We start from the raw sequence: 23,659 nt of genomic DNA on the forward strand, positions 1-23,659 counted from the left end.
TCAGGTATTCTGAAATTCCAACCCGTCCCATCGCCCAACGAGCTGGCCCGTAGCTCTGGTAGCACTATGCTTTGGATGGCGCTCGTACTGATGCTCTTCCTCGGTGCTGTCGGCATTGTCGGCGCGGCGGAAATTATTCGCCCTTTTACATCGGGAAGCCTCGAGCAAGTGCTTGCATCCCGGCCGAACAAACCTTTCATTCTCGTCCTCTGGTCCCTCGATTGCCAGTATTGCCCCACTGAACTCAAAATGCTGAGCGAGCTTGAAAAGAGTCACCCGGGACTGGATGTGGTACTGATTGCTACCGATACGATCGATGATATGCCTCAACTCGCTGATCGGGCGGCAAGCTATGGAACTGCCAGGTTCGAACAATGGGTTTTCGCAGAGGATATGCCGGAACGCCTGCGCCAGGAAATCGATGGCCGCTGGTACGGCGAAGTACCGCGGACTTATTTCTATGATCAGAAACACCAGCGCACAGTCAGGATGGGCCTGATCAACAAGTCGCTCGTCGAGGAATGGCTGTCGCGAAATACTGTCGATACCGCGACCGGAAAGCAGGATGGAAAGCATTGAGATGGCAGGACAGGCAATGAACTTGAAGCACAACAGCATATCCTTGTCTGGTTTGATGTTCGTCGTTGTGATCCACGCCGGATTGCTTTATTTCCTGTTCAAACAACAGCTGATTCCCCCGCCGGAACAATTAGCGACATTGATAGTAAATTTCATTCCTTCGCCTCAACCAAAGGAAGAGGCCAAGCCTGAAACGCCACCTCCTCCGCCGAAGCCTAAACCTAAACCTGTAAAGAAACCGCAACCTCAGCAACTCGTTGCAAAGGCGCCGCCACTGACCGAAAGCGAGCCGGTCGCGCCGCCTCCTCCACCGGAACCGGAACTCGAAGCCGAGCCTGAAGCCGAACCCGAACCAGTAGTGGAAGCAGCCCCTGCGCCGCAAATGCCGGCTGGCCCGGTTTCGCTTTCCTCGGAATTATCGGTCGCATGCCCTCACTTGAATGCGCCGACTTATCCAGCGCTTTCGAAACGGCTCGGCGAGGAAGGAAAGCTCGTATTAAGAGTGGAACTGGATGAAAAAGGATACGTCAATGTGGCACACGTAGTGAACAGCAGTGGTTTCAAGCGGCTGGACGAAGCTGCCATGACCGCTGTCAAAACCTGGCGCTGCACACCCACCGTACGCAATGGTCAACCGGTGCGGGCTGTTGCCCTGCAACCCTTCAACTTTGTACTCCAAGGAGATTAACCTAATGCAAACAGGTCTCGGATTTTCAAATTTTCTGGCGCAGCTCGACGGCGTCGGTATGACGGTGCTCATACTGCTGCTTGCGCTCTCTGTAGCAAGCTGGTATCTCATACTGACCAAAGGTATCTCCAATATCATGGCAGGAAAGCGGGCTGACACCTTTCTCAAGCGTTTCTGGAGCGCGGGTTCATTGCAGGAAGTAAATTCGACGCTGAAAGAGGATTCGGATGACAACGCCTTTGCGCAACTTGCCAGGTTGGCAATGAACGCAGCCGCCGACTCGGAGAAACATGGATTGCAAAATCTCGCGGCAGCAGGTGGCGCGAGCGAATTCATCACCCGCATACTGCGCAATGGCCTCGACCAGGAAGCAGCGCAGGTGGAAAATGGTCTCACCGTGATCGCATCCGCAGGTTCGGCTGCCCCCTATATTGGCTTGTTTGGCACGGTATGGGGCATCTATCACGCCTTGATCCAAATCGGATTATCCGGCCAGGGTACGCTGGACAAGGTAGCAGGTCCCGTGGGAGAAGCGTTGATCATGACAGCGCTCGGGCTGGCGGTGGCAATTCCCGCGGTTTTGGCCTATAACACATTTGTACGGCGCAATCGCATCTGGCTGGCACGACTGGATGCCTTTGCCCATGATCTTTTCGTCCTGATCACGGTTGGAACAAAAGCAGGCGGATCTCCCGGCGATGAGCGTTCCTTGCGGGTGGTTACTCCGTTGGTTTCCCCCGCAGCGGCACCCGGCGAAAGGAGGCTGTAATGGCATTCGGCAGCATGAACAGCAGTAACCGGCAGCTACCGATGGCTGAAATCAACGTCGTACCATTGGTGGACGTGATGCTGGTACTGCTGGTGATTTTTATCATTACGGCACCGCTGCTTACGCATTCCGTTAAAATCGACCTGCCGAAGGCATCGAGCAGCCCAAACATCACTCAACCAGAGCACGTGGAATTCGCACTGCGTGACGACTCCAGTCTTTACTGGAACGGTGAATCGGTTACAATGGATCAACTGGCACCCCGGTTCACTGAGGCGGTAGGGCAAAATCCAAATATCGAGCTTCATATCCGCGCCGACAAACATGTCCACTACGAGCATGTAGCGCAGGTGATGTCCATTGCAGCAAAGGCGGGACTGGTGCGAATAGGTTTCGTTACCGACCCTTCAAAAAAATAACAGTTGCCGAAGCACGACTGCAGAAGGAATATCAATCACGGTCAATTCAAGCACTGACAGACACACCGGCAAACGCTTCGTCATTGCGAGGGTATAGTTGCATGCCTGACATAATCCGCGACCGGTGGCTGCCGTTCGTGGTGCATGGCTCCATCGTAGCCACCGCCGTAGGGCTCGGCCTGTTATCCTGGTTCATTGCCGCGCCGATAAAGACGCGTCTCCATGAAACCATTTCCGGCCAGCGGCTCACTGTCCTTGCAACGCCCGATATCGCGATCAGCCTCGATGCCGACAGCAGTGTTGCTGTCACCAATACGGAACCCAGCGGAATTGAACTGTTGCGGGGCAACGCCTTTTTTGATGTCAGCGGCAACCAGCCCGGAAAACTGAATCTGAAGGTGGGCACCACCTACATCAGGGACACTGGCACCCGTTTCAGTGTCAGCAAGCGCACCGGTGGCGGTAGTGTCGCCGTGGCGAATGGACAGGTGGAGATCCTGGTTAAGACTGGAACTTACCTCGTAGGTGCACACGAGCGCGCAGATTTTGATGGTATCCAGGTTACCGGCCAGAGGGTGATTGCGGATACCGAGATAGCCCCCTGGCGCCACGCTGACCGGTACTAAACATCTAAATTCCCTTTCCTCCCATTCCTACTCGCCAGCCAGCGGAGTGCAATTGTATCCATGAAGCCGGTCGCAATCTTCAGGCATTTTCCAATCGAAGGGCCAGGCTATTTCGCCACGTTTCTCGATCGCCATGCAATTCCCTGGCAACTCATAAAAATCGATGCCGGTGAAAGTGTACCTGCCGACGCGCGTCAATTCGGCGGTCTGGTATTCATGGGCGGCCCGATGAGCGTAAATGATGATTTGCTCTGGATCAGAAATGAACTCTCATTGATCCGCCAGGCAGTGGCAAGCAATATTCCTGTATTGGGGCACTGTCTCGGGGGTCAATTAATGGCGAAGGCGCTGGGAGGAGTGGTTTCCAAAAGCCCAGTCAAGGAAATAGGCTGGGGTGAGGCGAGCACTGCCGATAATCAGCCAGCCCGGGAGTGGTTCGGGAATCTCTCAAAATGCGAGGTGTTCCACTGGCATGGCGAGATTTTTACTCTCCCGGATAACGCCACACTGCTGCTTTCCAGCCCCTGGTGTAAAAATCAGGCATTCGCACTGGATAAACACTTGGGATTGCAGTGCCATGTAGAAATGACCGAAGGAATGGTGAAAGCTTGGTGCAGTCACGGTACGGAGGAAATTGCTTCGAGCCCAGGCCCTGCGGTGCAGTCCGCAGAGGCAATGCAAGTGGATCTGTCCAGCCGGATATGGGCGTTAAACCAGGTAGCCAATCGCTTATATGCAAAATGGATCACCGGAATCGCTCATTGATCAATCGCGGAAATTCTGAAATTGCAGGGGAAAATCCGTGACCGATTTCTTGACTAGCTGGATGGCCTCTTGCAGGGTATCCCGCTTTGCGCCTGAAATGCGCACGGTATCCCCCTGAATGCTGCCTTGTACCTTGAGTTTACTGTCCTTGATAACCCTGATAATTTTTTTAGCCAGCTCGCTTTCCACGCCGGTTTTAACCGTGACGAGCTGCTTCACCTTGTTGCCGCTGATTTTTTCCACCTGACCCTTATCCAGGGAGCGCACATCGACACTCCGCTTGGCCAGTTTGGCGGTCAGGATGTCGAACACCTGGTCCAGCTTGAATTCATCGTCGGCAAAAACAGTAAGCGTGTAATCCGTCTGTTCCACGCGGGCGTCAGAACCCTTGAAGTCGAAACGCGTGCTCACTTCCTTATTCACTTGGTCAACTGCGTTTCTAACTTCCTGCTTGTCGACTTCGGAAACGATATCGAATGATGGCATATCAATCTTCTCAAAAGAATCTCATGCAGTTTTCATAAGGCAGGCTTTCCAGCCCATTGGCGCTGCTCTGTTCATGATCATCAAAGATATACAGGCTTCGCCCCCGATTGCATGATGCTTGCACAACTTTCAACACCTTTGTTGTTCCTTGCTGCTGGTAATTCCAGCGCTATTATTTGCGATTTCTCAAATTGGCGGCAATCCGCATCCTGAGCGCATTCAATTTGATGAAACCGGCAGCATCCATCTGATTGTACGCACCCTGGTCATCTTCGAAGGTTGCAATATGAGGATCAAACAGCGAATCTGTTTTCGAGTCTCTCCCCACGACAATCACATTACCCTTGTAGAGCTTCACCCGCACCCAGCCGTTCACATGCGCCTGTGACGCATCGATCATCGTCTGCATCATTCTGCGTTCGGGACTCCACCAATAGCCGTTGTAAATCAGTTCGGCATAACGTGGCATAAGCTCGTCTTTCAAATGTGCGACTTCACGGTCCAGTGTAATGGACTCCATGGCCCGATGGGCACGCAGCATGATCGTGCCGCCGGGGGTCTCGTAGCACCCGCGGGATTTCATACCGACATACCGGTTTTCGACCAGATCCAGGCGCCCTATCCCGTGCTTGCCCCCCAGTTCATTGAGTCTGGCAAGCAGGGGCGCCGGCGAAAGCTCTTCCCCATTCAATGCCACGATATCGCCCTGCCTGAATTCGAGGTCGATATATTCGGGATTGTCCGGTGCTTTTTCCGGTGAAACACTCCAGCGCCACATTGCCTCTTCCGGCTCCTGCGCAGGGTCTTCGAGAATACGTCCCTCATACGAAATATGCAGAAGGTTGGCATCCATACTGTAGGGAGAGCCTTCCTTTTTCTTCATTTCCACCGGGATGTCGTGCTGCTCCGCGTATTTCAGAAGCTTTTCCCGGGATGTAAGATCCCATTCGCGCCACGGTGCAATCACCCGGATATCCGGTTGAAGGGCATAGTAACCGAGTTCAAAGCGCACCTGATCATTGCCTTTCCCGGTCGCACCGTGCGACACGGCGTCCGCACCGGTTTCCCGCGCGATTTCGATCTGGCGCTTGGCAATCAGCGGGCGTGCAATGCTGGTGCCGAGCAGGTACTCTCCTTCATAAATGGTATTGGCGCGAAACATGGGAAAGACGAAGTCGCGCACGAATTCTTCGCGCAAGTCGTCGATAAAAATTTCCCTCACGCCAAGTTGCTTCGCCTTTGCCCGGGCAGGTTCCACCTCCTCCCCCTGGCCAATGTCAGCGGTGAAGGTGACAACTTCACACCGATAGGTATCCTGCAGCCACTTCAGGATTACCGATGTATCCAGACCCCCGGAAAATGCCAGGACTACTTTTTTAATCTCAGCGGCATTCGCCTTGTTTTCTTTTCCCATGCTTGTCTCATTGATAAAAAAATGCCGACTGGACTTCGCCGAATAACTCCTATTGAAAATCCTGCTCTATCAGACGTTATCCAGTCTTCCCAGCAACAGGTATTCAATCAGCGCCTTTTGCGTATGAAGTCGGTTCTCCGCCTCGTCCCATACCACCGATTGCGGTCCGTCTATCACTTCCGCCGCCACTTCCTCTCCACGATGAGCAGGCAGGCAATGCATAAACAGCGCATCCTTGCGAGTGTGTGACATCATTTCCGCATCCACCCGAAAATCCGCAAAGTCCTTTTTTCGCTCCTCGGTTTCGGCCTCGAATCCCATACTGGTCCAGACGTCCGTGGTAACGAGATCTGCGCCTTTTACTGCCTCATGTGGATCGGCGAACTCCTCATAGTGGCTTGTCCCGTAAAGACCGGCCCGTTCCGGCTCCACTTCGTAGCCTGGCGGAGTGGAGACATGGACATTGAAATCGAATACTTCCGCTGCCTGAAGCCACGTATTGCAAACGTTGTTGGAGTCCCCTATCCACGCCACTGTCTTGCCGGTAATGCTGCCACGGTGCTCGATGAACGTAAAAATATCCCCAATGATCTGGCAAGGGTGATATTCATCGGTCAGTCCATTAATGATCGGAACACGCGAATGCGCCGCAAACCGCCTGACGATATCATGCTCATGGGTACGGATCATGACGATGTCCACCATCCGCGAAATCACCCGTGCCGCATCTTCGACCGGCTCGCCGCGCCCCAACTGGGTATCACGAGTGGAAAGATAGATCGCCGCCCCGCCCAGCTGATGCATTCCCGCTTCAAACGAAAGCCTGGTGCGGGTTGAATGCTTGTCGAAGATCATGGCCAGAGTACGGTCTTCCAGCGGCCAGTAGCGACGGTACTGTTTGAACTCCTGCTTGATCCAGCACGTGCGCTCGAACAGATACTCGAATTCCTCCCGGGAAAAATCGTTGAACTGTAAGAAATGCTTGATCTGCATATTTTTGGTGTCAGGGGCGAGTCCATTGCGAAGACTCAAGCCCGGATGACTTCAACCGTTCACTTTTCAAGATTGCAAAAAACTCAAGCTGCCAGAAATTCCTTCACAATGGGAGATAAAGTGTTGACTACCTGCTCAGCCTCGCTTCGTTGGATCACGAGCGGCGGTAGCAGACGTACTACCTTGTCGGAGGTTACATTGATGAGAAGGCCTTTTTTCAAAGCTTCCGTCACCAGTTCACCGCACGATCTCGAAAGCTCGATGCCTATCATCAGACCCTGGCCGCGAATTTCAATCACATCCGGCAAATCCCCCAACTGCGCCTTGAACAGGCTGCGCATGAAATCGCCCACTTCCATTGCATTGCGCAGCAGGTCTTCTTCCTCGATTACTTCGAGCGTAGCAAGCGCAGCACTGCAGGCGAGCGGGTTTCCACCGAAAGTGGAGGCATGATTGCCTGGCTTGAAGACATTTGCTGCAACGCCTTTCGCCAGGCAGGCGCCAATGGGCACACCCGATCCCAGACCTTTGGCGAGCGTGACGACATCCGGTGTGATGCCGCTGTATTGAAAAGCGAACCAGTTGCCGGTTCGGCCAATTCCACACTGCACTTCATCCAGCATCAGCAGCCAGCCGTTCTGGTCACAGAGGTGGCGAAGACCTTGCAGGTAACTTGCCTGCGGCACGTTGACCCCCCCCTCCCCCTGGTAAGGTTCAACCAGAATAGCGACGACGTTCTTGTTGTGTTCCGCAACCTGCGCCACTGCCTCAAGATCATTATAGGGAACCCGTGCAAAACCGGTGAGGAGCGGCTCGAAGCCAGCCTGCACCTTGCGGTTGCCACTTGCAGTCAGGGTCGCCATGGTACGTCCGTGGAACGATTTTTCCATGACGATAATAGTCGGCAAGTCGATATTCTTTCCATGTCCATACAACCTCGCGAGCTTGATCGCTGCCTCATTGGCCTCGGCTCCGGAATTGCAGAAAAATGCATTCTCCATGCCCGAGAGCCCGGTCAATCTCGTTGCCAGCTGTTCCTGCTTCCTGATATGGTAGAGATTGGAAGTATGGATAAGGGTATTTGCCTGTTCGCAAAGTGTCTTTGCCAGCACGGGATGGCAATGCCCCAGCCCGCATACTGCTACTCCGGCAAGCGCGTCGAGATAGCGCTTGCCCTCCTCGTCCCATAACCACACCCCTTCCCCCCTCGCAAATGTAACGGGCAGGCGCAGGTAGGTGTTCATCAAATTCGACATAGGTAAATTTGCCAGATCAGAATGCAACACGGCGGCATGAGCCGCCGTGCGACGTGGTGAGATTTATTGTGGTTTATTCTGTGTAATCCTTTAGTTTTACCTATTTCGCAAGCTTTTTCAAGCTCTTTTCCTCGACCTCGCTCAACAGCCTCAAACACGGCAGATAGCCGTCATAAACAATCCCGTGCACTTCCACCCGTTTCTGCGACCGGAGCATGCCGATCAGATATTGCACCACCTCGGAGGTAATGGTCTGGCCTGGCACCAGCACGGGAATACCCGGCGGGTAAGGCGTGATCTGGTCCGCGCAGATCTTCCCTTTCAGGCTATCATTTACCCGTTCCTGCTCGTCGAGTAGCGGGACGATCTCGCCACCACAGTAAAAAGCATCCCGCGGCAGATACTTCAATTCGGTAAATCCCGGAAGCTCCGGGATCTGGTAGAGTCTGCGAGGCGCCCTGCCTTCGCGTGCAATGCGCATGAGAGCATCATAAAGACGTGACACCTTGCTGCGCGTGGTACCGATGGTCAGCAGCAGAGTGAGCGTATTGAAAGTCGATTTTTCCACCTGAATATTATATCGCTCGAACAGTTCCCGGATCAGATCTTCCACGGTAAAACCGCAACGGGAGATATCAACCGTCACCTTGGTCGAATCGAGCTGGATATTGTCGTTCTTCACCTCGTCAGGCAGCAGATCCGCCAGTTCCAGTACGCGAAACACACCGGTCGAATTGATTTGCTCGCGTACTTCCTTCGCCAGTTCCAGCGTGCGCGACAGCAACTTGTATCCTTCCATCACCACCTGTTTGCGCGCCACGTCGAGGCTTGCAATCATGCTGTACTGCGGGCTGGTGGAAGTATGCATGTTGAAATTTTCCCGAAACAGATGCTCGTTGAATTCGGGATCATTGACATGAATCATGCTGGACTGGGAAAAAGCCGACAGCACCTTATGTGTACTTTGAGTAGCATAATCAGCGCCTGCTTCCAAGGCAGTGGGACGGAAAGCCGGATGAAAGCGGGCGAAGCCGTACCAGGCTTCATCGATGATCACCTTGATGCCTTTGGCATGCGCGGCCTCGATGATCGGAGGCAGGTCATAGCGGAAACCATCGTAGGTGCAACTCGTGAGTATGAGCGCCTGGGCATCGGGATGTTCTTCGATTGCCCTGAACAGTGTCTGTTTGGGCACCGGCCCATAAACCCCGAATTTCTTGTTTACCGAGGAGTTGAGATAGATTGGATGGGCGCCGGATAAGACAACCCCATGATGAACCGATTTATGACAGTTCCGATCCAGCAGCAGCTTTTCGCCGGGGGCGAGCAACGTCTGGAATATCACCTTGTTGGCGGTAGAGGTGCCGTTTGTGGCAAAAAAAGTGCGGCGGGCGCCAAACGCCTTTGCCGCAATCTTCTGCGCTTCCGCAATGACGCCGGAAGGCTCCATGAGCGAATCGAGCATGGGCACCGATACCGACAGATCTGCCCGAAAAATATGCTCGCCGATAAACTGATAAAAATCGCTGGCCCAGGGACTATCGCGCAACGAATCGCCCGAAGAATGCCCCGGCGTATGCCAGGCATCCTTTGCCATCAATACATAATTTTTGAGTTGATCGTAAAAAGGCGTGCGCGCTTTTTCCTGAAGCTGCGCGTTCAAAATCCGGTACATGCCCCGGTAATCGCGCTCTTCCCGGTAGAAATAACCATCCACGGTTTCAGAAAACAGCGCATCCACCACCTCATCCTCTTTCTCCTGCGCGATCAGGATGTAGATATCCAGCTCGGGGCGGAAACGGGTTATTTCCTGCACCAGTTTCAGCGCGGTCATCTGCAGGATGCGGGAACCCTTCTCGCCATTTTTTAGGGTGTAGAGCGTGTCGTCCACCAGCACGGACTGAATGTCGCCATCTTCCTGAATGGCCTGAAGCGCCTCGCGCGCAGTAGTGACTCCCGAAAACGTGATGCCGAGAGGGTTTTCAAGGGATTTGGCCGCGGCGTTCAATCCCTTTATCAGCTCCTTGAGTATCAGTTTTTCATCATTGATAACGAGAATTCTGCTTACCGGTCTCTTCATGAAATAAATGCTTTTGATATGGAAGTCGCTTTATGCGCCAAAATAAATGGCATTGCAAGCATCTGCCAAGCTTTTTTGGCGAATTTGTAACGGATGAAACGGTCTATTGAACAAATGAAACTGCTCATTCGAACTCTTTCTGCCAGTATCCTGACGATACTGCTTCTGTTGCCGTCAATTGTTCGGGCCTCCCCCGTCGTGGTGTTGAAAGTCGATGGTCCCATTGCTCCTGTCAGCGCCGATTTCATCCAGCGAGGGCTGGAACGCGCAGCGAATGAGAGCGCGCTGCTTGTGGTGCTACAACTGGACACGCCGGGAGGGCTCGACACTTCCATGCGGCAGATCATACGCGGCATCCTGGCTTCACCCGTGCCCGTGGCAACTTTTGTGGCGCCCAGTGGGGCTCGGGCAGCCAGTGCCGGCACTTATATCCTTTATGCGAGCCATATCGCCGCGATGGCGCCGGGCACCAACCTGGGTGCCGCAACGCCAATAGAAATTGGCGGCTTGCCAGGATCAGAACCTGAACCCGGGGCCAAACCGAAATCTGGCGAGAACCGCGAGCAAAATCCGGAGAAAGAGGACAAGCTTCCCATAAAGGATGAAATGTCCCGCAAAATGGTTCATGACGCTGCGGCATACATACGCGGTTTGGCACAGATGCGCGGGCGTAATGTGGAATGGGCGGAAAGAGCCGTCCGCGAAGCAGTCAGCCTGTCGGCCTCCGAAGCGCTGAACTTCAAAGTCATCGATTATGTCGCTGCCGACATTGCGGATCTGTTAAAGCAGCTCGATGGCAGGCAAGTGAACGTACTCGGCCAGGACCGTACACTCGATACCACCTCCACCACTGTGGAAGTCGTAGAGCCCGACTGGCGCATGCAGCTGCTCGCCATCATCACCAATCCAAGCATCGCCTATGTCCTGATGCTTATCGGCATCTACGGACTGTTCTTCGAGTTTGCCAACCCCGGTTTTGTGCTGCCCGGTGTGGCAGGCGCCATCTGTCTGCTTATCGCCATGTATGCCTTCCAGTTACTGCCGGTGAGTTATGCCGGACTTGCCTTGATCCTGCTCGGTATCGGATTCATGGTGGCCGAAGTGTTCTTGCCCAGCTTCGGCGCTCTCGGTATCGGCGGAATTATCGCTTTCGTCGTGGGCTCCCTGATGCTGATTGACAGCGATGTGCCCGGTTTCGGTATCCCCTGGCCGATCATCGGTGGAGTAGCCTTCGCCAGCGCCCTCTTCCTGGTTTCCGTAATCGGCATGGCGCTCAAGAGCCGCCAGAAACCGTTGGTGAGTGGTCAGGAGCATATGGTCGGCGCAGTGGGAGAAATGCTGGAAGACACTTCCGGCGAGGGCATGGCGCGTATTCGCGGCGAGTTGTGGACTGTGCATTCCGCCCAACCACTGGTCCGGGGCCAGAAGGTGCGCGTGACAGGAATCGACGGCCTCGTCCTGCACGTAATCGCAACTGAAAAATAACCAGGAGACACTTATGCTCGCCAATTCGGTATTCGGCACGCTCGCCCTCATTCTTATCCTCGCCCTATTCTCGATATTCCGGATTCTGCGAGAATATGAACGCGGTGTCGTGTTCCTGCTTGGGCGCTTCTACAAGGTGAAAGGCCCCGGCCTCATCATCATCATTCCCGGTATCCAGAAAATGGTGAAAGTTGATCTGCGTACCATAGTGATGGACGTACCGAGCCAGGATGTCATTTCACGCGACAACGTCTCTGTAAAAGTCAGTGCCGTGGTGTATTTTCGCGTGGTGGATCCGCAAAAATCCATCATCCAGGTGGAAAACTTTCTTGCCGCCACCGGTCAGTTCGCACAAACCACGTTGCGATCGGTATTAGGCAAGCACGAACTCGATGAAATGCTGGCTGAACGCGAGAAGCTCAACATGGATATCCAGAAGGTGCTGGACATTCAAACCGATGCCTGGGGTATCAAGGTCTCGAATGTCGAGATCAAGCATGTGGACATCGATGAATCCATGATACGGGCTATTGCCCGGCAGGCGGAGGCGGAACGCGAGCGCCGTGCCAAGGTGATTCACGCAGAGGGTGAATTACAGGCATCCGAGCAACTCATGCAGGCGGCAGAAACGCTGTCGCGACAGGCCGGCGCCATGCAACTGCGCTATCTCCAGACGCTCACGACAATTGCGGGCGATAAATCCAATACCGTTATTTTTCCAGTGCCGATGGATCTGGTATCGACGCTGACAGAGGCGGCCGGAAACCGGAAGGCGAAAGCTTATGATACAGAAGGACCAGAAGCTCCCGATGCATGATCCCGCTGAATCTATGTAAACGCCGCTAATGCCGATGCCAATGCGGACTCCACCCAGCCGAAACCGATCCTTTCCTGCTCAAGCCGGAAACTTTTGCGTACCCATGTCATGATCGGGTTTGTGCTAACCATTGACAAAAGGAGCGCCAACAAAAAAGCCCGAGTGATTCCCGGGCTCTTTTGTTGGGATTTGAACGATCAGGCCATCGCCTTGATGGCTGCCGAGAGACGGCTTTTATGACGGGCTGCTTTGTTCTTGTGAATGATTCCCTTGTCCGCAATCGAATCTATGGTACCGACAGACGCCTGATATGCGGCCTGGGCAGTATTTTTGTCAGCCGATCCGATCGCCTTCCTCACATGCTTGATTGCTGTGCGCAACTCCGAGCGCAAACTCATGTTGCAGTTACGATGACTGATATTCTGTCTAGCACGTTTTCTTGCTTGTGCGCTGTTGGCCATGAAAATTCCTCGGATTACCCTTTACGGAAAATTTCTGAATGATACGGATGTTTACGCCTGATTGCAAGAAAACTGACAACTCTATCTGTTGTTGCTAACCATTGCAGCACTTGTACTGATTTGATCCCACCTACCGGAGAACGGCAATGAAGAATGGCTCATGGTGAAGCAACCCTAAACTTCAGGTATTCAGTTAACATACGCATCCATGAATCTGCTCAAAGCCCTTGCCACCATCAGCGGGATGACATTCATATCCCGCATTCTGGGATTTGTGCGGGATGTCATCATTGCCCGCATTTTTGGCGCAGGCGTCGAAACCGACGCTTTCTTTGTGGCATTCCGTATCCCCAACCTGTTGCGCCGTCTGTTCGCCGAAGGGGCGTTTTCGCAGGCCTTCGTACCCATACTTGCCGAATACAAGAATCGCCGCACAGCCGAAGATACGCGCGAACTGGTAAGTCATGTCGCAACACTGCTGTTCATTGCGCTATTTGCGGTCACGCTGGCAGGCGTTATTGCGGCGCCGCTGGTCATCTATGTGAGTGCGCCAGGATTCACGGCAAACCCCGAGAAATTCGAGCTCACGGTGGAACTGCTGCGGATCACGTTTCCCTACATCCTGTTCATCTCGCTCGTGTCGCTGGCCGGCGGCATACTCAACACCTGGAGCAGATTTTCGGTGCCTGCGCTGACTCCGGCCCTGCTCAACCTGTCGTTTATCGGCTGTTCGCTATGGCTGGCACCACTCATGGATCCGCCAGTGCTGGCGCTCGCGTGGGCAGTATTCATCGGGGGCGTGTTCCAGCTTGCCTTCCAGGTACCGTTCCTCATGCGCCTCAAATTGATGCCGCGCCCACGCCTGAAATCCCGAGACAATGGGGCGTGGCGCGTTCTCAAGCAAATGGCGCCGGCGGTTTTCGGCATGTCCATCGGCCAGATCAGTCTGCTGATCAACACGATATTTGCTTCTTTTCTTGTTACGGGCAGCGTTTCCTGGCTTTATTATGCGGATCGGTTAATGGAGTTTCCCGCCGGTCTGCTGGGTGTTGCACTCGGAACGGTCCTGCTGCCATCCTTGTCGCGGCACTATGCCGACAACAGCACGGATGAATATTCCCGGCTGCTTGACTGGGGTTTGCGCCTGACCATGCTGCTGACGCTGCCCGCAGCGCTGGCACTGGCACTGCTTGCCACGCCGCTTATCACGACACTGTTTCATCACGGCGAGTTCTCGACCAACGATGTCTGGATGACACGCAATGCTCTCGTCGCGTACAGCGTGGGTCTGCTGGGACTGATTCTGGTGAAAGTGCTGGCGCCTGGTTTCTACGCAAGGCAAAACATCAAGACACCGGTAAAAATAGCCCTTATCACGCTTGTCGCGACCCAGTTGATGAATCTCGCCTTCATCATACCGCTGCAACACGCCGGGCTGGCGCTTGCGATTGGATTAGGCGCCTGTATCAACGCGGGCATGCTCTATTACAAATTACGGCGTCACCAGATTTACCAGCCTCAACCAGGATGGGGCATTTTTATGGCGAAAATATCGGGAGCCCTGGCGATGATGGGGACCATATTATGGTTTGCTTCAGGCAGCGATATTTCCTGGCTGACGGATACGGCGGCAGTGCGAGGGATACGCCTGGCAGGAGTCGTGACAATCGGTGCGGCAAGTTACTTTATCACCTTATGGCTACTCGGTTTTCGCCTCAAGGATTTCTCCCGGCGCGCTGCATAGTTTGCAGGAAGCGCTGCATTACTCTTCATTTCCATTTCTGCTCGCAAAAGACTGCTGGATAGACAGCAAAAGATTGGATTATCGGACCTCTCTCTCATTGTGGGAGAGAGGATAGGGGAAAGGGCATTAAGATCGTGAGAATTGCGTCGTAAAGCAGATGAACAGGAACAAACCTACCAGAAAAAACTGCAGGAATTGGGCGAGAAAAAAAGTGTTTTCTTCCTTGAAATTAGGCATATAATGACGAAAAATATTCCCTGTCAACTTCAGGATTTTACCTTGACTATGGCACGCTCCGTCAAACCTTCTCCTCTATTATTGCCGTTACTTCTTGGATTTCTCCTTAACGGTGGGGTCATGGCTAAGGACACTGCGGCTGATGGAAGCTCTCCTTCAGAGAAGAATACTTCGGCCGCCAAAACCGCTTCTGTTGATGATAACAGGCAAACAGAAGCGATTGAGGGACCTGTATTCAAAAATGCGGCTCCGCCTGCCACTTACCCGACCTACAGTAAAAAAGACCCGTGGGAGCCCGTCAACCGCAAGATATTTTCATTCAATGAATCGGTTGATGACTATCTAATGAGACCGATCGCAAAGGGTTATAGATGGATAATGCCGGACCCCCTCGAAACAGCGGTGGGAAATGTGTTCTCCAACCTCGGTGACATACCGATCACCTTGAATAACCTTCTGCAGCTCAAATTCGGTAATGCACTCACCAGCAGCACCCGGTTCGTAGTGAATAGCACGTTGGGCCTCGCCGGGATTGTGGATCTGGCGAGCGGTATCGGATTTGAAAAGCACGATGAAGATTTTGGGCAAACCTTGGGCTATTATGGAGTCGCAAGCGGGCCTTATGTCGTATTACCCTTCCTCGGACCCAGTTCCACCCGGGACGCAGGCGGCCGCGTCATCGACACCGTGACTGACCCTGTTTTTGTGGGCAGCTTTTTCGTGGCCCCCTTTATAGGCCCGATAGTGGGTTCCACCAAGGTCACAGACACCCGCGCCGGATTGCTCAAATCCGAGAAAACTCTCGAAGAAGCTTCGCTCGATAAATACGAGTTTATCCGCGATGCCTACCTCCAGAGACGGCAGAATCTGGTGCACGACGGGAATCCGCCGAAGGATACGGAGGATGAAGAAGAAATTTGAACTGCCCAAGGAATAAGGACAAGGAACAAGAAAGTAAAAGCCTGTCAAACCTGACGTGTCAATTCTGACAGGGCGCAAAAAAGGGCGGGAGCATAAACATGCTCCCGCCCTTTTTACTTTATGGCTGATCAGGTCATTGCGCGAAGCGCTGCGATACGTACCTCGAGTGGCGGATGAGACATGAACAGAGTTTTGAGACCACCCTCTCCTCCGGAAATACCGAATGCTTCCAGTCGCTCCGGCAACTGGGAAGGCTCGTGCCGGCGTTGCAGCCGTTCAAGCGCTGCGATCATTTTGTTGCGTCCGGCCAGCTGCGCTCCACCCGCGTCCGCACGAAATTCGCGCTGCCGGCTGAACCACATCACAATGATGCTAGCCAATATCCCAAGTACCATTTGAGCGATCAGCGTAGTAACCATGAAGGCGGGACCGTACTCCCGCTCGGTTTTGAATACGACCCTATCCACAAAATGGCCGATGACTCTTGATAAAAAAATCACGAAGGTATTGACGACACCCTGAATCAGCGCAAGCGTCACCATATCGCCGTTGGCAACATGACTTATTTCATGTGCCAGTACCCCCTCGATTTCATCTTTTGTCATGGCCTGAAGCAAGCCGGTACTTACCGCCACCAATGCCTCGTTGCGGTTCATGCCGGTAGCAAAGGCATTCATGTCCGGTGCATCGTAGATCGCCACTTCCGGCATACCGATGCCAACACGCTCAGCCTGGCGCCGGACAGTTTCCACCAGCCAGCGCTCGGTCGGATCGGAAGGCTGCTCGATCACGACAGCACCTGTCATGCGTTTCGCAGTCCACTTGGACATGGCAAGCGAAATCAGCGAACCGCCAAAACCGATCACTGCCGCCATGACAAGCAGTGAATTGTAATTGATGCCCACCCCCTGCTCATCAAGCATGCGATCAACACCCAACAAGCGCAAAGTGATGCTCAGCACCAGCAAGATGGCCAGGTTGGTAACTACAAATAGAAAAATTCGCTTCATGGGCAGTTCCGTTTCCTTGTATCAAAGATGGATCATATATAGGGATGGGAGTTCAATTTTTCAAGGAGACGCTGCAGGTAGAACCGTGCTCCTCGCAATATTCCTGTCCTGCCCTGATCGACTCAGCCCCTCTTAAAAACGAGCCTGTCAAAGAGGCTCAGGGCGCCCGGTGGATGAAGAGTTCAGGAGGGTGTTAGTGTATCACTAGCGCCGATTCTCGCGGATGAGCAGGACATAAATCGAGAGCGCGGCAAGGATCATGAAAAAAATTGCCGACCAATCCGGAAGAGTAAGCGAAGCAAATTTCCACGTGACATCGGCGCAATCGCCATTTACTTCGAACATGACGGACCACCATCGTGCCAGCGGCAGCGCGTTCAGAAACTCTTCTTCAGGGCTGATACCGCATTCGAATGCCTCCGGGTAGCGCACGAGCCAGGCCTGACGCAAGGCAACCAGCCCGCCGGTGAACGCAAAGACTGTCATCAGGCCGGCATAGATGCGGCGACCCGTTGTTCCCGGAATATGAAAAAAACCGGCCAGCGCGGTTAAGCCTATCAACCAGTAGGCAATGCGCTGCACGACACAAAGCGGGCATGGCAAAAGATTTTCCACGAGTTGCAGATAAAGCGCGTAGCTGATCAGGGCCGCGCAACCCAGGAATATCGCCAGCCATATGCTCCGTACCTGCGTCATGGGGTTACTCATGCCCGGCTCCCGTTACCCGCCCTAGCTCATCGATGGCAGTTTTCTTCGTTTTGCGCATCCCGCCCGATACAATTTTATATTCCAGTAAGCGGCACTCCAGCGCGCCGTTGAAGAGCGGAATACGGCGCGAGGCTGTCAAACGTATGAGCTTGGGAAGCTGCGGATCAGCGGTCAGTATGTAGGCATTCCATCCGCTGAATTTCTTCTTGAGCACATCTCCGAGTTTCGGGTAAAACTCCATGAGCTGTTTCTGCTCCCCCAATCTCACCCCGTAGGGCGGGTTGGTGACAAGAAAGCCAGAGAACGCCGGCGCGGACAGTTCCAGCACGTTCGCCTGCTTGAGAGTAACTGCTTCAGAAAGCCCGGCAGCCGCCAGATTGGCTTGGGCAACAGCAATCGCACTGCCATACAGATCGCTGCCGTATATCGGTTGCTGCGATTTCGTCTTTTGCTTTGCAATTGCCGCCTTTCTGATCTGTTCCCATCGTTTTTTGTCAAATATCCTGAGCTTTTCGAAAGCAAAACTCCGTTCCAGCCCCGGGGGTATATTCAGTGCAATTTGTGCCGCTTCGAGCAGAAAGGTTCCGCTCCCGCACATGGGATCAAGCAGCGGAATCCCTGGGCGCCAGTCTGCCAGCGATAAAATTCCTGCAGCAAGATTTTCCCGTACTGGAGCCTCTCCGATATTCTTTCGGAGGCCGCGCTTGAATAACGCATCACCCGAGGTATCCAGATACAGAGAAATCCTGCGGGCATCGAGAAAGCCGTGAATCCGGATATCCGGTTGCGCGGTATCGACACTTGGCCGGCTGCCGACAACTTCGCGGAACCTGTCGCAGACTCCATCCTTGATCTTGAGCGTAACGAAATCCAGGCTCTGCAACGGACACTTGATAGCAGCCACGTTGACCTTGATTGTAAGCGCCGGAGCGAACCAATCTTGCCAGGGCAAGTGGCGCGCAACCTTATATACATCAATCTCGGTAGCGTAAGGTTCGCTGGCCACGCGCCAGAGAACACGGCTGGCAATACGGCTTTCCAAATTGGTTCGATAGCAGGTATCCCAGTCCCCCTGGAATTCCACGCCCCCGTCCTGACGATTTATGGCAGATGCATCGAGGCGCTCCAGCTCGGCAACGAGCGCGGATTCCACGCCACGGGGACAAGGAGCAAAAAAATGATGAAGCGTCACAGGATGACAGAATCCAGGCGGGTCACGATATCAGAGGAACCTGACCTCCGATACTCGCAGAAATGGTTTTATCTCGCTGCCCACGAGCCGTAGGCAAGCAAGGCCCATGCTGTGAGGAATGACACACCGCCCAATGGGGTGATGGCACCGAGTCCGCGTATACCCGTGAGGCTCAGCGCATAAAGACTGGCAGAAAACAGAACGATTCCCGCAAGCATCAGCCATCCGGATAACATCACCCATCTGGAAGCGGGAAACTGAAACAGCACGAGACCCACTGCTATAAGGCCGAGCGCATGATAAAAGTGATACTGCACACCGGTCTGGTATACGGCCAGCATATCAACGGAAAGCGTCTGCTTCAGGCCGTGTGCACCGAACGCACCCAAAGCGACACAGAGAAATGCATTGACTGCGCCCAGCGTGAGAAAGATTTTTGGAGACATATTTTTGTGGAAAGAGCTGATAGGATTCAGTGGCAGAGACCAGTGGCAGAAACATATAAGCGGAATTGAATGGCAACGATCTCCATAGCATCTCTTTATCCGGGAAAAGACTTATCTCTCCCCTGCGGAAGAACGGGAGTTCGATGTGGAGTCGGCACAATCCCACCAACGGTCAAAGTCTGCACTACCCTTGGCTGAATGTCCAGACTCGACAGAAAGTTAAGGAATGTGGTCCTGAATGCACATTCCTGTTATTCACCCTTCTCCACCACGGACGCCTTGCTCCATCCTTTCGAAAACGTGATGCGGATGACATCGCCAACGCCGACCTGATCATTTCTTCTCAATACCGTGCCATCGGGGGCATAAGCAATACTGTAGCCTCGCGCCAGAACGGAATCCGGATTCAGATGAGAAAGATTTGCTCCCCGGCGTTGCAAGTGCATGCCGAGAGTTTCAATCCGGGATGCGATCGCCCGCTGAAGGCGTAGACGGAATTCCTGCTGGCGCTCTTCCAGCCGTGGGACGTCGGGCCTTGCAATCTTCATGCGCTGCTGGAGCTCGCGCAAGCGCCAACACCGCTCTTTCGCATGACGTTGCCATGCGCTTTCCAGGCGTTCGCGCAAACGCGCAAGCTGTACCCGTTGGGCTTCGATACGCTTTCCCGGATGTACCAGGCGGCATCCCAGCATATCGGTATGCTGCATCCGGCTTTCGATGCGCCGCTGCATCGCGCGGTGCATGCGTCCACAAAGAATTTCTCCACGTCTCGCCAGTTCTGCGCGGTCCGGACACACGAGCTGGGATGCGCCGGTCGGCGTGGGGGCCCGGACATCGGCGACAAAATCCGCAATGGTAAAATCGGTTTCGTGACCTACTCCGCTGACAATGGGAATGGAACAAGCCGCAATTGCGCGTGCCACAACCTCCTCGTTGAAAGCCCACAGATCTTCCAGAGAACCACCGCCCCGGCACAGTATCAGCACATCGCACTCAGCCCGGCTTGCAGCGGTTTGAATGGCGCTCGCGATCTTTACTGAAGCGCCGGCGCCCTGAACAGGCGTTGGATAAACGATTATGGGGACGGAAGGCATGCGCCGCTGCAAGGTGGACAGCACATCATGCAGCGCGGCGGCAGCAGGAGAAGTGATGATTCCGATCTGCTTTGGAAACTCGGGCAATGGTTTCTTACGCTCGGAATCGAACAATCCTTCTTTTCCAAGCCTCGCCTTGAGTTGCTCGAAAGCTTCAAACAGCGAACCGAGTCCGGCGTGGCGGATAGTCTCGACGTTCAGTTGGAAATCGCCGCGCGCATGATATAGCGTTACCAGCGCCCGCACTTCCACCCGCATGCCATCCCGGGGCTGCCAGTCCAGGTACTGGTTTTTTTCCCGGAACATGACACAGCGCACCTGAGCAATCTCATCTTTCAGGGAGAAGTACCAGTGGCCGGAGCCATAACACTTGATATTGGAGATCTCGCCAGCCACCCAGGACAATGGAAAAGCCTGCTCCAGCAACTCCTTGGCGTTGCGGTTCAATTCGCTCACGCTCATGACCGCCCGCTCGAAACCCATTTCCAGAACGTGATTCATCTTGACATTTTACAATAATCCACACCTGTCACGAAAATAGCATATTACGCAGCGCCAGCCCGCGCGAAATCTGGGTATAATGTAACCTTATGTTTTTAAATCAAAATATGATAAGTTCAAAAATTAGTCTAATCAGAAAAAATTGTTATGGAAGGGCGACTTAAAAGCTCTATCTGCATATTACCCACAAACTTATCCACAGCAATTGTGGACAATAAAAAACCTTTCATTCTTGCTGAAATCACAGCAGCAGGCTACATTAAGACCATCCCCGAAGCCCTGATTCGCTCTGATTCGGACTCTATTTCTGTATTTTTGCCGAGGAGACTCCCTCCGTGTTCGCGTTGATTCAAGCTGCCGGCTGGCCGATCTGGCCGATCATTCTGGCATCCATCGTTGCGGTAGCCATCATCGGCGAGCGCATCTGGGCGCTGCGCCTCAGCGTGGTCGCACCGCGGAATCTCTTGCCTCTGGTAGTGCGTGAGTACCGCGAAGCGGGCGTGTCTTCCGAAATGCTCGGGCGTCTCCAGAAGCATTCTCCCCTCGGTCAGATTTTTTCTGCCGGACTGAAAAATGACACCAGTACGCGGGAAGTCATGAAAGAATCCATAGAAGAAGCCGGCCGTGCCGTTGCCCATCAACTGGAACGCTATCTCACCACTCTGGGAACGATCGGCTCCATAAGCCCGTTGATGGGCCTGTTCGGGACACTGGTCGGCATGATCGAAATATTCGGCGCAACCACTCCTGGCAGCGGCAACAACCCGGCGCAACTGGCGCACGGCATCTCCGTAGCGCTTTATAATGCCGCTTTTGGCATCCTTGTCGCCATTCCCAGTATCATGTTTTACCGGTATTTCCGCGCGAAGGTGGATGAGCTGATAATAGAGATGGAATTGCAGGCATTGAAACTGGTGGAAATCATTCATGGCGAAAGAAAGGGCTGATTACTGGAGACGTTATGCCCGATCCATTATAACCCGCGCATCTGAAACTGCTCTTATCCGCTCTCATCCATTGCTCCCCTATTCCATCGAATCCTGGTCATGAATTTTCAGCGTGGCAGACACAAAGAAGAACCTGAAATCAATCTGGTCCCGATGATCGATGTGCTGCTTGTCATCCTGATTTTTCTGATGATCACTACCACCTACTCCCGGTTTTCGGAACTGGAAATCACTTTGCCGCAAGCCTCCTCCGAAAAATCCGGCGAGCGATTGAATGTCATCGATATCTCGGTCAGCGCGACCGGGAACTACATGATCAATCGGACGCCTATCCAGTTTCGGAATGTTGCCCAGTTCCAAGACGAATTGCGAACGGCAGCAGGAAGCCGTGTAGACCCGGTGATAGTCATCAATGCGGACGCCAGGGCAACGCACCAGTCAGTTATAACAGTGATGGAGGCGGCGCGAATGGCGGGATACAATCGCATCACTTTCACCACTCAGAATCGGGAATAGTGCTGGAAGACCGAAGGCCGGCGAAAAATCGGGCTTCGCCTTATTATCCGGTCAGAAATTATTATGAATTCCGTCATTCCGGCTTGACCTGGAATCCAGCCAAGCCAACAATGGCGTCCTTTGAACGTTACTGGAAAACAGCTTCAAGCAGAGTGCCTGGAAAATGGCTCGGCTGATTGCAAGCAACTGATTGAGGTGAAACCTTAAAATTGAGGCTGAATTATGGATCCGAAATTGCTCGACATTCTGGTATGCCCGTTATGCAAATCGCCGCTGCTGTACCGGAAGTCTCAAAACGAACTCATTTGCAAGGCCGACAGGCTGGCATTCCCCATCAGGGATGGAATTCCCATCATGCTGGAAGATGAAGCCCGAAGGCTGCCGGTGGAGGAAGAAATCAGCTGACAGAATGTCCAGTGGCATTGGATTTCTGGTCTCCGGAAGCCTGAAAGGATGTGAAGAATGAAGAGTCTGAATAGTGAGGCGGTTCTTGGCGCTCTGATAGCGGACAGCGCCGCTCTGGGGCTGCACTGGATTTATGATTCTGCCCGCATCGCAGAGATCGAAGCAGCTCGAGGGCCGCGGGGCCTTGTATTTCTGCAGCCGAAGGAGGCAAATTATGCCGGGGGAAAGGGATACTTTGCGCATGGCGGAAAGATGTCCGGCGAGTCAAGCTCCTATGGAGAGGTTTGCCTGCTGATGCTGCAGCACCTGGCAAAGCACGGACGGTTCAACCGGGTCGAGTATCAGAGCGAATATCGCGCTTGCTTCGGGCCGGGCGGGAAATACGTGGGGTATATTGATTCCCCTACTCGCTTCACGCTGCGCACATTGTTACCACTGGAACCGGCGGAATTTCCGGCAGCCTCCGGCGCGGATGACGACCAGCATCCATCCCTGTCAGCGATCCCACCGCTGGTGGCTGCACACACAGGAACACTGGATGAGCTCATGCCGCGGGTCGATGAAGTGGTGCGCATAACAAACAATAACGAAACAGCCGTCGCCGCCGCGCAATGTTCTGCCGCAGCGTTATTCAACCTTTTGCATGGCATGTCAATGCCACAAGCCCTGGCAGATGCTTTGCCGCTTGCGGGCAGCATGCTCCGGCCGCTGCTTGAAGAAGCACTCTCAATGCCCAGGCTGGATGGTGCCGGTGCAGTTCAACGCTTCGGTCCCGCCTGTCACGTCACGGAAGGTCTGCCTGTCATCTTCCACATTGCGCAAACTGCGAGCGATTACCGGAGCGCAGTCGAAACCAACATACGCGCAGGGGGAGACAGCTGCGGCCGATCGATCATGCTGGGCGCCCTCGTGGCGACACATTCGGCAAAACAGAATACTTACGAATTCCCCATTCCGTTTCAATGGCTGGCGCGATATCGGAAGTTCGTGGAGGCTGCAGACGCCTGCGCAGTCATTCAATGATAAAACGCTAAGGCGAGCGACGAGGCGGACGATGAGGTTAGGCAGCAAGACAGGGACAAATAGACAAAGCACCGGTA

The 23,659-nt window shown here is 53.8% G+C and carries 25 protein-coding genes; 14 read left to right on the forward strand and 11 right to left on the reverse strand.

The annotated features are described in order from the left end of the window. The first annotated feature begins 66 nt into the window (after positions 1 to 66). From C8R21_RS07405 to C8R21_RS07430, 6 genes are all read left to right on the forward strand, one after another. A complete protein-coding gene (locus tag C8R21_RS07405) occupies positions 67 to 579 on the forward strand; it encodes a redoxin domain-containing protein (protein WP_258192305.1) in 513 nt (170 codons plus the stop codon). A gap of 16 nt (positions 580 to 595) precedes the next feature. Further along, on the forward strand, positions 596 to 1,267 hold the full coding sequence (locus C8R21_RS07410; RefSeq protein WP_107762178.1) for an energy transducer TonB: 672 nt from the start codon (positions 596 to 598) through the stop codon (positions 1,265 to 1,267). Positions 1,268 to 1,271: 4 nt separating this feature from the next. Next, the gene (locus tag C8R21_RS07415) at positions 1,272 to 2,036 is read left to right on the forward strand and encodes a MotA/TolQ/ExbB proton channel family protein (protein WP_107762129.1); all 765 of its coding nucleotides are present in this window, start codon (positions 1,272 to 1,274) and stop codon (positions 2,034 to 2,036) included. Further along, positions 2,036 to 2,455, forward strand: a complete 420-nt coding sequence (locus C8R21_RS07420; protein WP_074973334.1) for an ExbD/TolR family protein — start codon at positions 2,036 to 2,038, stop codon at positions 2,453 to 2,455. Before C8R21_RS07415 ends, C8R21_RS07420 begins: the two co-directional genes overlap by 1 nt. Positions 2,456 to 2,556: 101 nt before the next feature. Further along, positions 2,557 to 3,081, forward strand: coding sequence for a FecR family protein (locus tag C8R21_RS07425; protein WP_107762130.1), 525 nt, complete (start codon positions 2,557 to 2,559; stop codon positions 3,079 to 3,081). A 60-nt stretch (positions 3,082 to 3,141) separates the two neighbouring features. Continuing rightward, positions 3,142 to 3,846 carry a type 1 glutamine amidotransferase gene (locus C8R21_RS07430; protein ID WP_107762131.1) on the forward strand — a complete coding sequence of 235 codons (705 nt, stop codon included), beginning with the start codon at positions 3,142 to 3,144 and terminating at the stop codon, positions 3,844 to 3,846. Here C8R21_RS07430 and C8R21_RS07435 read toward each other — a convergent pair whose 3' ends face one another. The 5 genes from C8R21_RS07435 to C8R21_RS07455 form a co-directional block, all read right to left on the reverse strand. Next, positions 3,847 to 4,332: a YajQ family cyclic di-GMP-binding protein gene (locus C8R21_RS07435; protein ID WP_107762132.1), complete on the reverse strand. Its 486-nt coding sequence runs from the start codon at positions 4,330 to 4,332 to the stop codon at positions 3,847 to 3,849. Between the two features lie 172 nt (positions 4,333 to 4,504). Then, a complete protein-coding gene (locus tag C8R21_RS07440) occupies positions 4,505 to 5,746 on the reverse strand; it encodes an argininosuccinate synthase (protein ID WP_107762133.1) in 1,242 nt (413 codons plus the stop codon). A 69-nt stretch (positions 5,747 to 5,815) separates the two neighbouring features. Further along, positions 5,816 to 6,739: an ornithine carbamoyltransferase gene (gene argF / locus C8R21_RS07445; RefSeq protein ID WP_107762179.1), complete on the reverse strand. Its 924-nt coding sequence runs from the start codon at positions 6,737 to 6,739 to the stop codon at positions 5,816 to 5,818. Between the two features lie 83 nt (positions 6,740 to 6,822). Beyond that, entirely contained in the window at positions 6,823 to 7,995 is a 1,173-nt protein-coding gene (locus C8R21_RS07450; RefSeq protein WP_107762134.1) for an aspartate aminotransferase family protein, read from the reverse strand. A gap of 100 nt (positions 7,996 to 8,095) precedes the next feature. Further along, entirely contained in the window at positions 8,096 to 10,075 is a 1,980-nt protein-coding gene (locus tag C8R21_RS07455; protein ID WP_107762135.1) for an aminotransferase class I/II-fold pyridoxal phosphate-dependent enzyme, read from the reverse strand. Positions 10,076 to 10,189: 114 nt separating this feature from the next. On the opposite strand from C8R21_RS07455, the gene C8R21_RS07460 reads away from it, so the two are divergent. Both C8R21_RS07460 and C8R21_RS07465 read left to right on the forward strand, forming a co-directional pair. Continuing rightward, entirely contained in the window at positions 10,190 to 11,560 is a 1,371-nt protein-coding gene (locus C8R21_RS07460) for an NfeD family protein (RefSeq protein ID WP_107762136.1), read from the forward strand. Positions 11,561 to 11,573: 13 nt separating this feature from the next. Next, positions 11,574 to 12,377, forward strand: a complete 804-nt coding sequence (locus C8R21_RS07465) for a slipin family protein (RefSeq protein WP_107762137.1) — start codon at positions 11,574 to 11,576, stop codon at positions 12,375 to 12,377. Positions 12,378 to 12,574: 197 nt separating this feature from the next. Here C8R21_RS07465 and rpsT read toward each other — a convergent pair whose 3' ends face one another. Next, positions 12,575 to 12,838, reverse strand: a complete 264-nt coding sequence (rpsT, locus tag C8R21_RS07470; RefSeq protein WP_074973352.1) for a 30S ribosomal protein S20 — start codon at positions 12,836 to 12,838, stop codon at positions 12,575 to 12,577. A 208-nt stretch (positions 12,839 to 13,046) separates the two neighbouring features. Here rpsT and murJ point away from each other — a divergent pair, with 208 nt between their 5' ends. Next, a complete protein-coding gene (gene murJ, locus C8R21_RS07475) occupies positions 13,047 to 14,582 on the forward strand; it encodes a murein biosynthesis integral membrane protein MurJ (protein ID WP_107762138.1) in 1,536 nt (511 codons plus the stop codon). A 357-nt stretch (positions 14,583 to 14,939) separates the two neighbouring features. Then, positions 14,940 to 15,740 (forward strand): MlaA family lipoprotein, encoded by an 801-nt coding sequence (locus C8R21_RS07480; RefSeq protein ID WP_258192306.1) that lies wholly within the window; start codon positions 14,940 to 14,942, stop codon positions 15,738 to 15,740. 128 nt (positions 15,741 to 15,868) lie between these two features. Here C8R21_RS07480 and htpX read toward each other — a convergent pair whose 3' ends face one another. From htpX to xseA, 5 genes are all read right to left on the reverse strand, one after another. After that, positions 15,869 to 16,750 carry a protease HtpX gene (htpX, locus tag C8R21_RS07485; protein WP_107762139.1) on the reverse strand — a complete coding sequence of 294 codons (882 nt, stop codon included), beginning with the start codon at positions 16,748 to 16,750 and terminating at the stop codon, positions 15,869 to 15,871. A gap of 204 nt (positions 16,751 to 16,954) precedes the next feature. Further along, positions 16,955 to 17,458: a disulfide bond formation protein B gene (locus C8R21_RS07490; protein WP_107762140.1), complete on the reverse strand. Its 504-nt coding sequence runs from the start codon at positions 17,456 to 17,458 to the stop codon at positions 16,955 to 16,957. Further along, complete coding sequence (locus C8R21_RS07495) at positions 17,451 to 18,650, reverse strand: THUMP domain-containing class I SAM-dependent RNA methyltransferase (RefSeq protein WP_107762141.1); 1,200 nt, start codon at positions 18,648 to 18,650, stop codon at positions 17,451 to 17,453. The genes C8R21_RS07490 and C8R21_RS07495 overlap by 8 nt, the downstream gene beginning before the upstream one ends. A gap of 68 nt (positions 18,651 to 18,718) precedes the next feature. Beyond that, positions 18,719 to 19,096 (reverse strand): DUF423 domain-containing protein, encoded by a 378-nt coding sequence (locus C8R21_RS07500; RefSeq protein ID WP_107762142.1) that lies wholly within the window; start codon positions 19,094 to 19,096, stop codon positions 18,719 to 18,721. A gap of 251 nt (positions 19,097 to 19,347) precedes the next feature. Further along, complete coding sequence (gene xseA / locus C8R21_RS07505) at positions 19,348 to 20,691, reverse strand: exodeoxyribonuclease VII large subunit (RefSeq protein WP_107762143.1); 1,344 nt, start codon at positions 20,689 to 20,691, stop codon at positions 19,348 to 19,350. Positions 20,692 to 21,026: 335 nt separating this feature from the next. Between xseA and C8R21_RS07510 the strand changes: the two genes are divergently transcribed. From C8R21_RS07510 to C8R21_RS07525, 4 genes are all read left to right on the forward strand, one after another. Continuing rightward, a complete protein-coding gene (locus tag C8R21_RS07510) occupies positions 21,027 to 21,638 on the forward strand; it encodes a MotA/TolQ/ExbB proton channel family protein (RefSeq protein ID WP_107762144.1) in 612 nt (203 codons plus the stop codon). Between the two features lie 99 nt (positions 21,639 to 21,737). Beyond that, complete coding sequence (locus C8R21_RS07515; protein ID WP_107762145.1) at positions 21,738 to 22,154, forward strand: ExbD/TolR family protein; 417 nt, start codon at positions 21,738 to 21,740, stop codon at positions 22,152 to 22,154. A 222-nt stretch (positions 22,155 to 22,376) separates the two neighbouring features. After that, on the forward strand, positions 22,377 to 22,559 hold the full coding sequence (locus tag C8R21_RS07520; protein ID WP_107762146.1) for a Trm112 family protein: 183 nt from the start codon (positions 22,377 to 22,379) through the stop codon (positions 22,557 to 22,559). Positions 22,560 to 22,616: 57 nt separating this feature from the next. Further along, positions 22,617 to 23,582: an ADP-ribosylglycohydrolase family protein gene (locus C8R21_RS07525; RefSeq protein ID WP_107762147.1), complete on the forward strand. Its 966-nt coding sequence runs from the start codon at positions 22,617 to 22,619 to the stop codon at positions 23,580 to 23,582. The last annotated feature ends 77 nt before the right edge of the window (positions 23,583 to 23,659 follow it).

Source organism: Nitrosospira multiformis (assembly GCF_003050865.1).
Taxonomy (GTDB): domain Bacteria; phylum Pseudomonadota; class Gammaproteobacteria; order Burkholderiales; family Nitrosomonadaceae; genus Nitrosospira; species Nitrosospira multiformis_E.

Coding starts and splice junctions, on each gene's coding strand:
- C8R21_RS07405 (WP_258192305.1), top strand. CDS start 67: ATGCTTTGGATGGCGCTCGTACTGATGCTCTTCCTCGGTGCTGTCGGC.
- C8R21_RS07410 (WP_107762178.1), top strand. CDS start 596: ATGAACTTGAAGCACAACAGCATATCCTTGTCTGGTTTGATGTTCGTC.
- C8R21_RS07415 (WP_107762129.1), top strand. CDS start 1,272: ATGCAAACAGGTCTCGGATTTTCAAATTTTCTGGCGCAGCTCGACGGC.
- C8R21_RS07420 (WP_074973334.1), top strand. CDS start 2,036: ATGGCATTCGGCAGCATGAACAGCAGTAACCGGCAGCTACCGATGGCT.
- C8R21_RS07425 (WP_107762130.1), top strand. CDS start 2,557: ATGCCTGACATAATCCGCGACCGGTGGCTGCCGTTCGTGGTGCATGGC.
- C8R21_RS07430 (WP_107762131.1), top strand. CDS start 3,142: ATGAAGCCGGTCGCAATCTTCAGGCATTTTCCAATCGAAGGGCCAGGC.
- C8R21_RS07435 (WP_107762132.1), bottom strand. CDS start 4,332: ATGCCATCATTCGATATCGTTTCCGAAGTCGACAAGCAGGAAGTTAGA.
- C8R21_RS07440 (WP_107762133.1), bottom strand. CDS start 5,746: ATGGGAAAAGAAAACAAGGCGAATGCCGCTGAGATTAAAAAAGTAGTC.
- argF (WP_107762179.1), bottom strand. CDS start 6,739: ATGCAGATCAAGCATTTCTTACAGTTCAACGATTTTTCCCGGGAGGAA.
- C8R21_RS07450 (WP_107762134.1), bottom strand. CDS start 7,995: ATGTCGAATTTGATGAACACCTACCTGCGCCTGCCCGTTACATTTGCG.
- C8R21_RS07455 (WP_107762135.1), bottom strand. CDS start 10,075: ATGAAGAGACCGGTAAGCAGAATTCTCGTTATCAATGATGAAAAACTG.
- C8R21_RS07460 (WP_107762136.1), top strand. CDS start 10,190: ATGAAACTGCTCATTCGAACTCTTTCTGCCAGTATCCTGACGATACTG.
- C8R21_RS07465 (WP_107762137.1), top strand. CDS start 11,574: ATGCTCGCCAATTCGGTATTCGGCACGCTCGCCCTCATTCTTATCCTC.
- rpsT (WP_074973352.1), bottom strand. CDS start 12,838: ATGGCCAACAGCGCACAAGCAAGAAAACGTGCTAGACAGAATATCAGT.
- murJ (WP_107762138.1), top strand. CDS start 13,047: ATGAATCTGCTCAAAGCCCTTGCCACCATCAGCGGGATGACATTCATA.
- C8R21_RS07480 (WP_258192306.1), top strand. CDS start 14,940: ATGGCTAAGGACACTGCGGCTGATGGAAGCTCTCCTTCAGAGAAGAAT.
- htpX (WP_107762139.1), bottom strand. CDS start 16,750: ATGAAGCGAATTTTTCTATTTGTAGTTACCAACCTGGCCATCTTGCTG.
- C8R21_RS07490 (WP_107762140.1), bottom strand. CDS start 17,458: ATGAGTAACCCCATGACGCAGGTACGGAGCATATGGCTGGCGATATTC.
- C8R21_RS07500 (WP_107762142.1), bottom strand. CDS start 19,096: ATGTCTCCAAAAATCTTTCTCACGCTGGGCGCAGTCAATGCATTTCTC.
- xseA (WP_107762143.1), bottom strand. CDS start 20,691: ATGAATCACGTTCTGGAAATGGGTTTCGAGCGGGCGGTCATGAGCGTG.
- C8R21_RS07515 (WP_107762145.1), top strand. CDS start 21,738: ATGAATTTTCAGCGTGGCAGACACAAAGAAGAACCTGAAATCAATCTG.
- C8R21_RS07520 (WP_107762146.1), top strand. CDS start 22,377: ATGGATCCGAAATTGCTCGACATTCTGGTATGCCCGTTATGCAAATCG.
- C8R21_RS07525 (WP_107762147.1), top strand. CDS start 22,617: ATGAAGAGTCTGAATAGTGAGGCGGTTCTTGGCGCTCTGATAGCGGAC.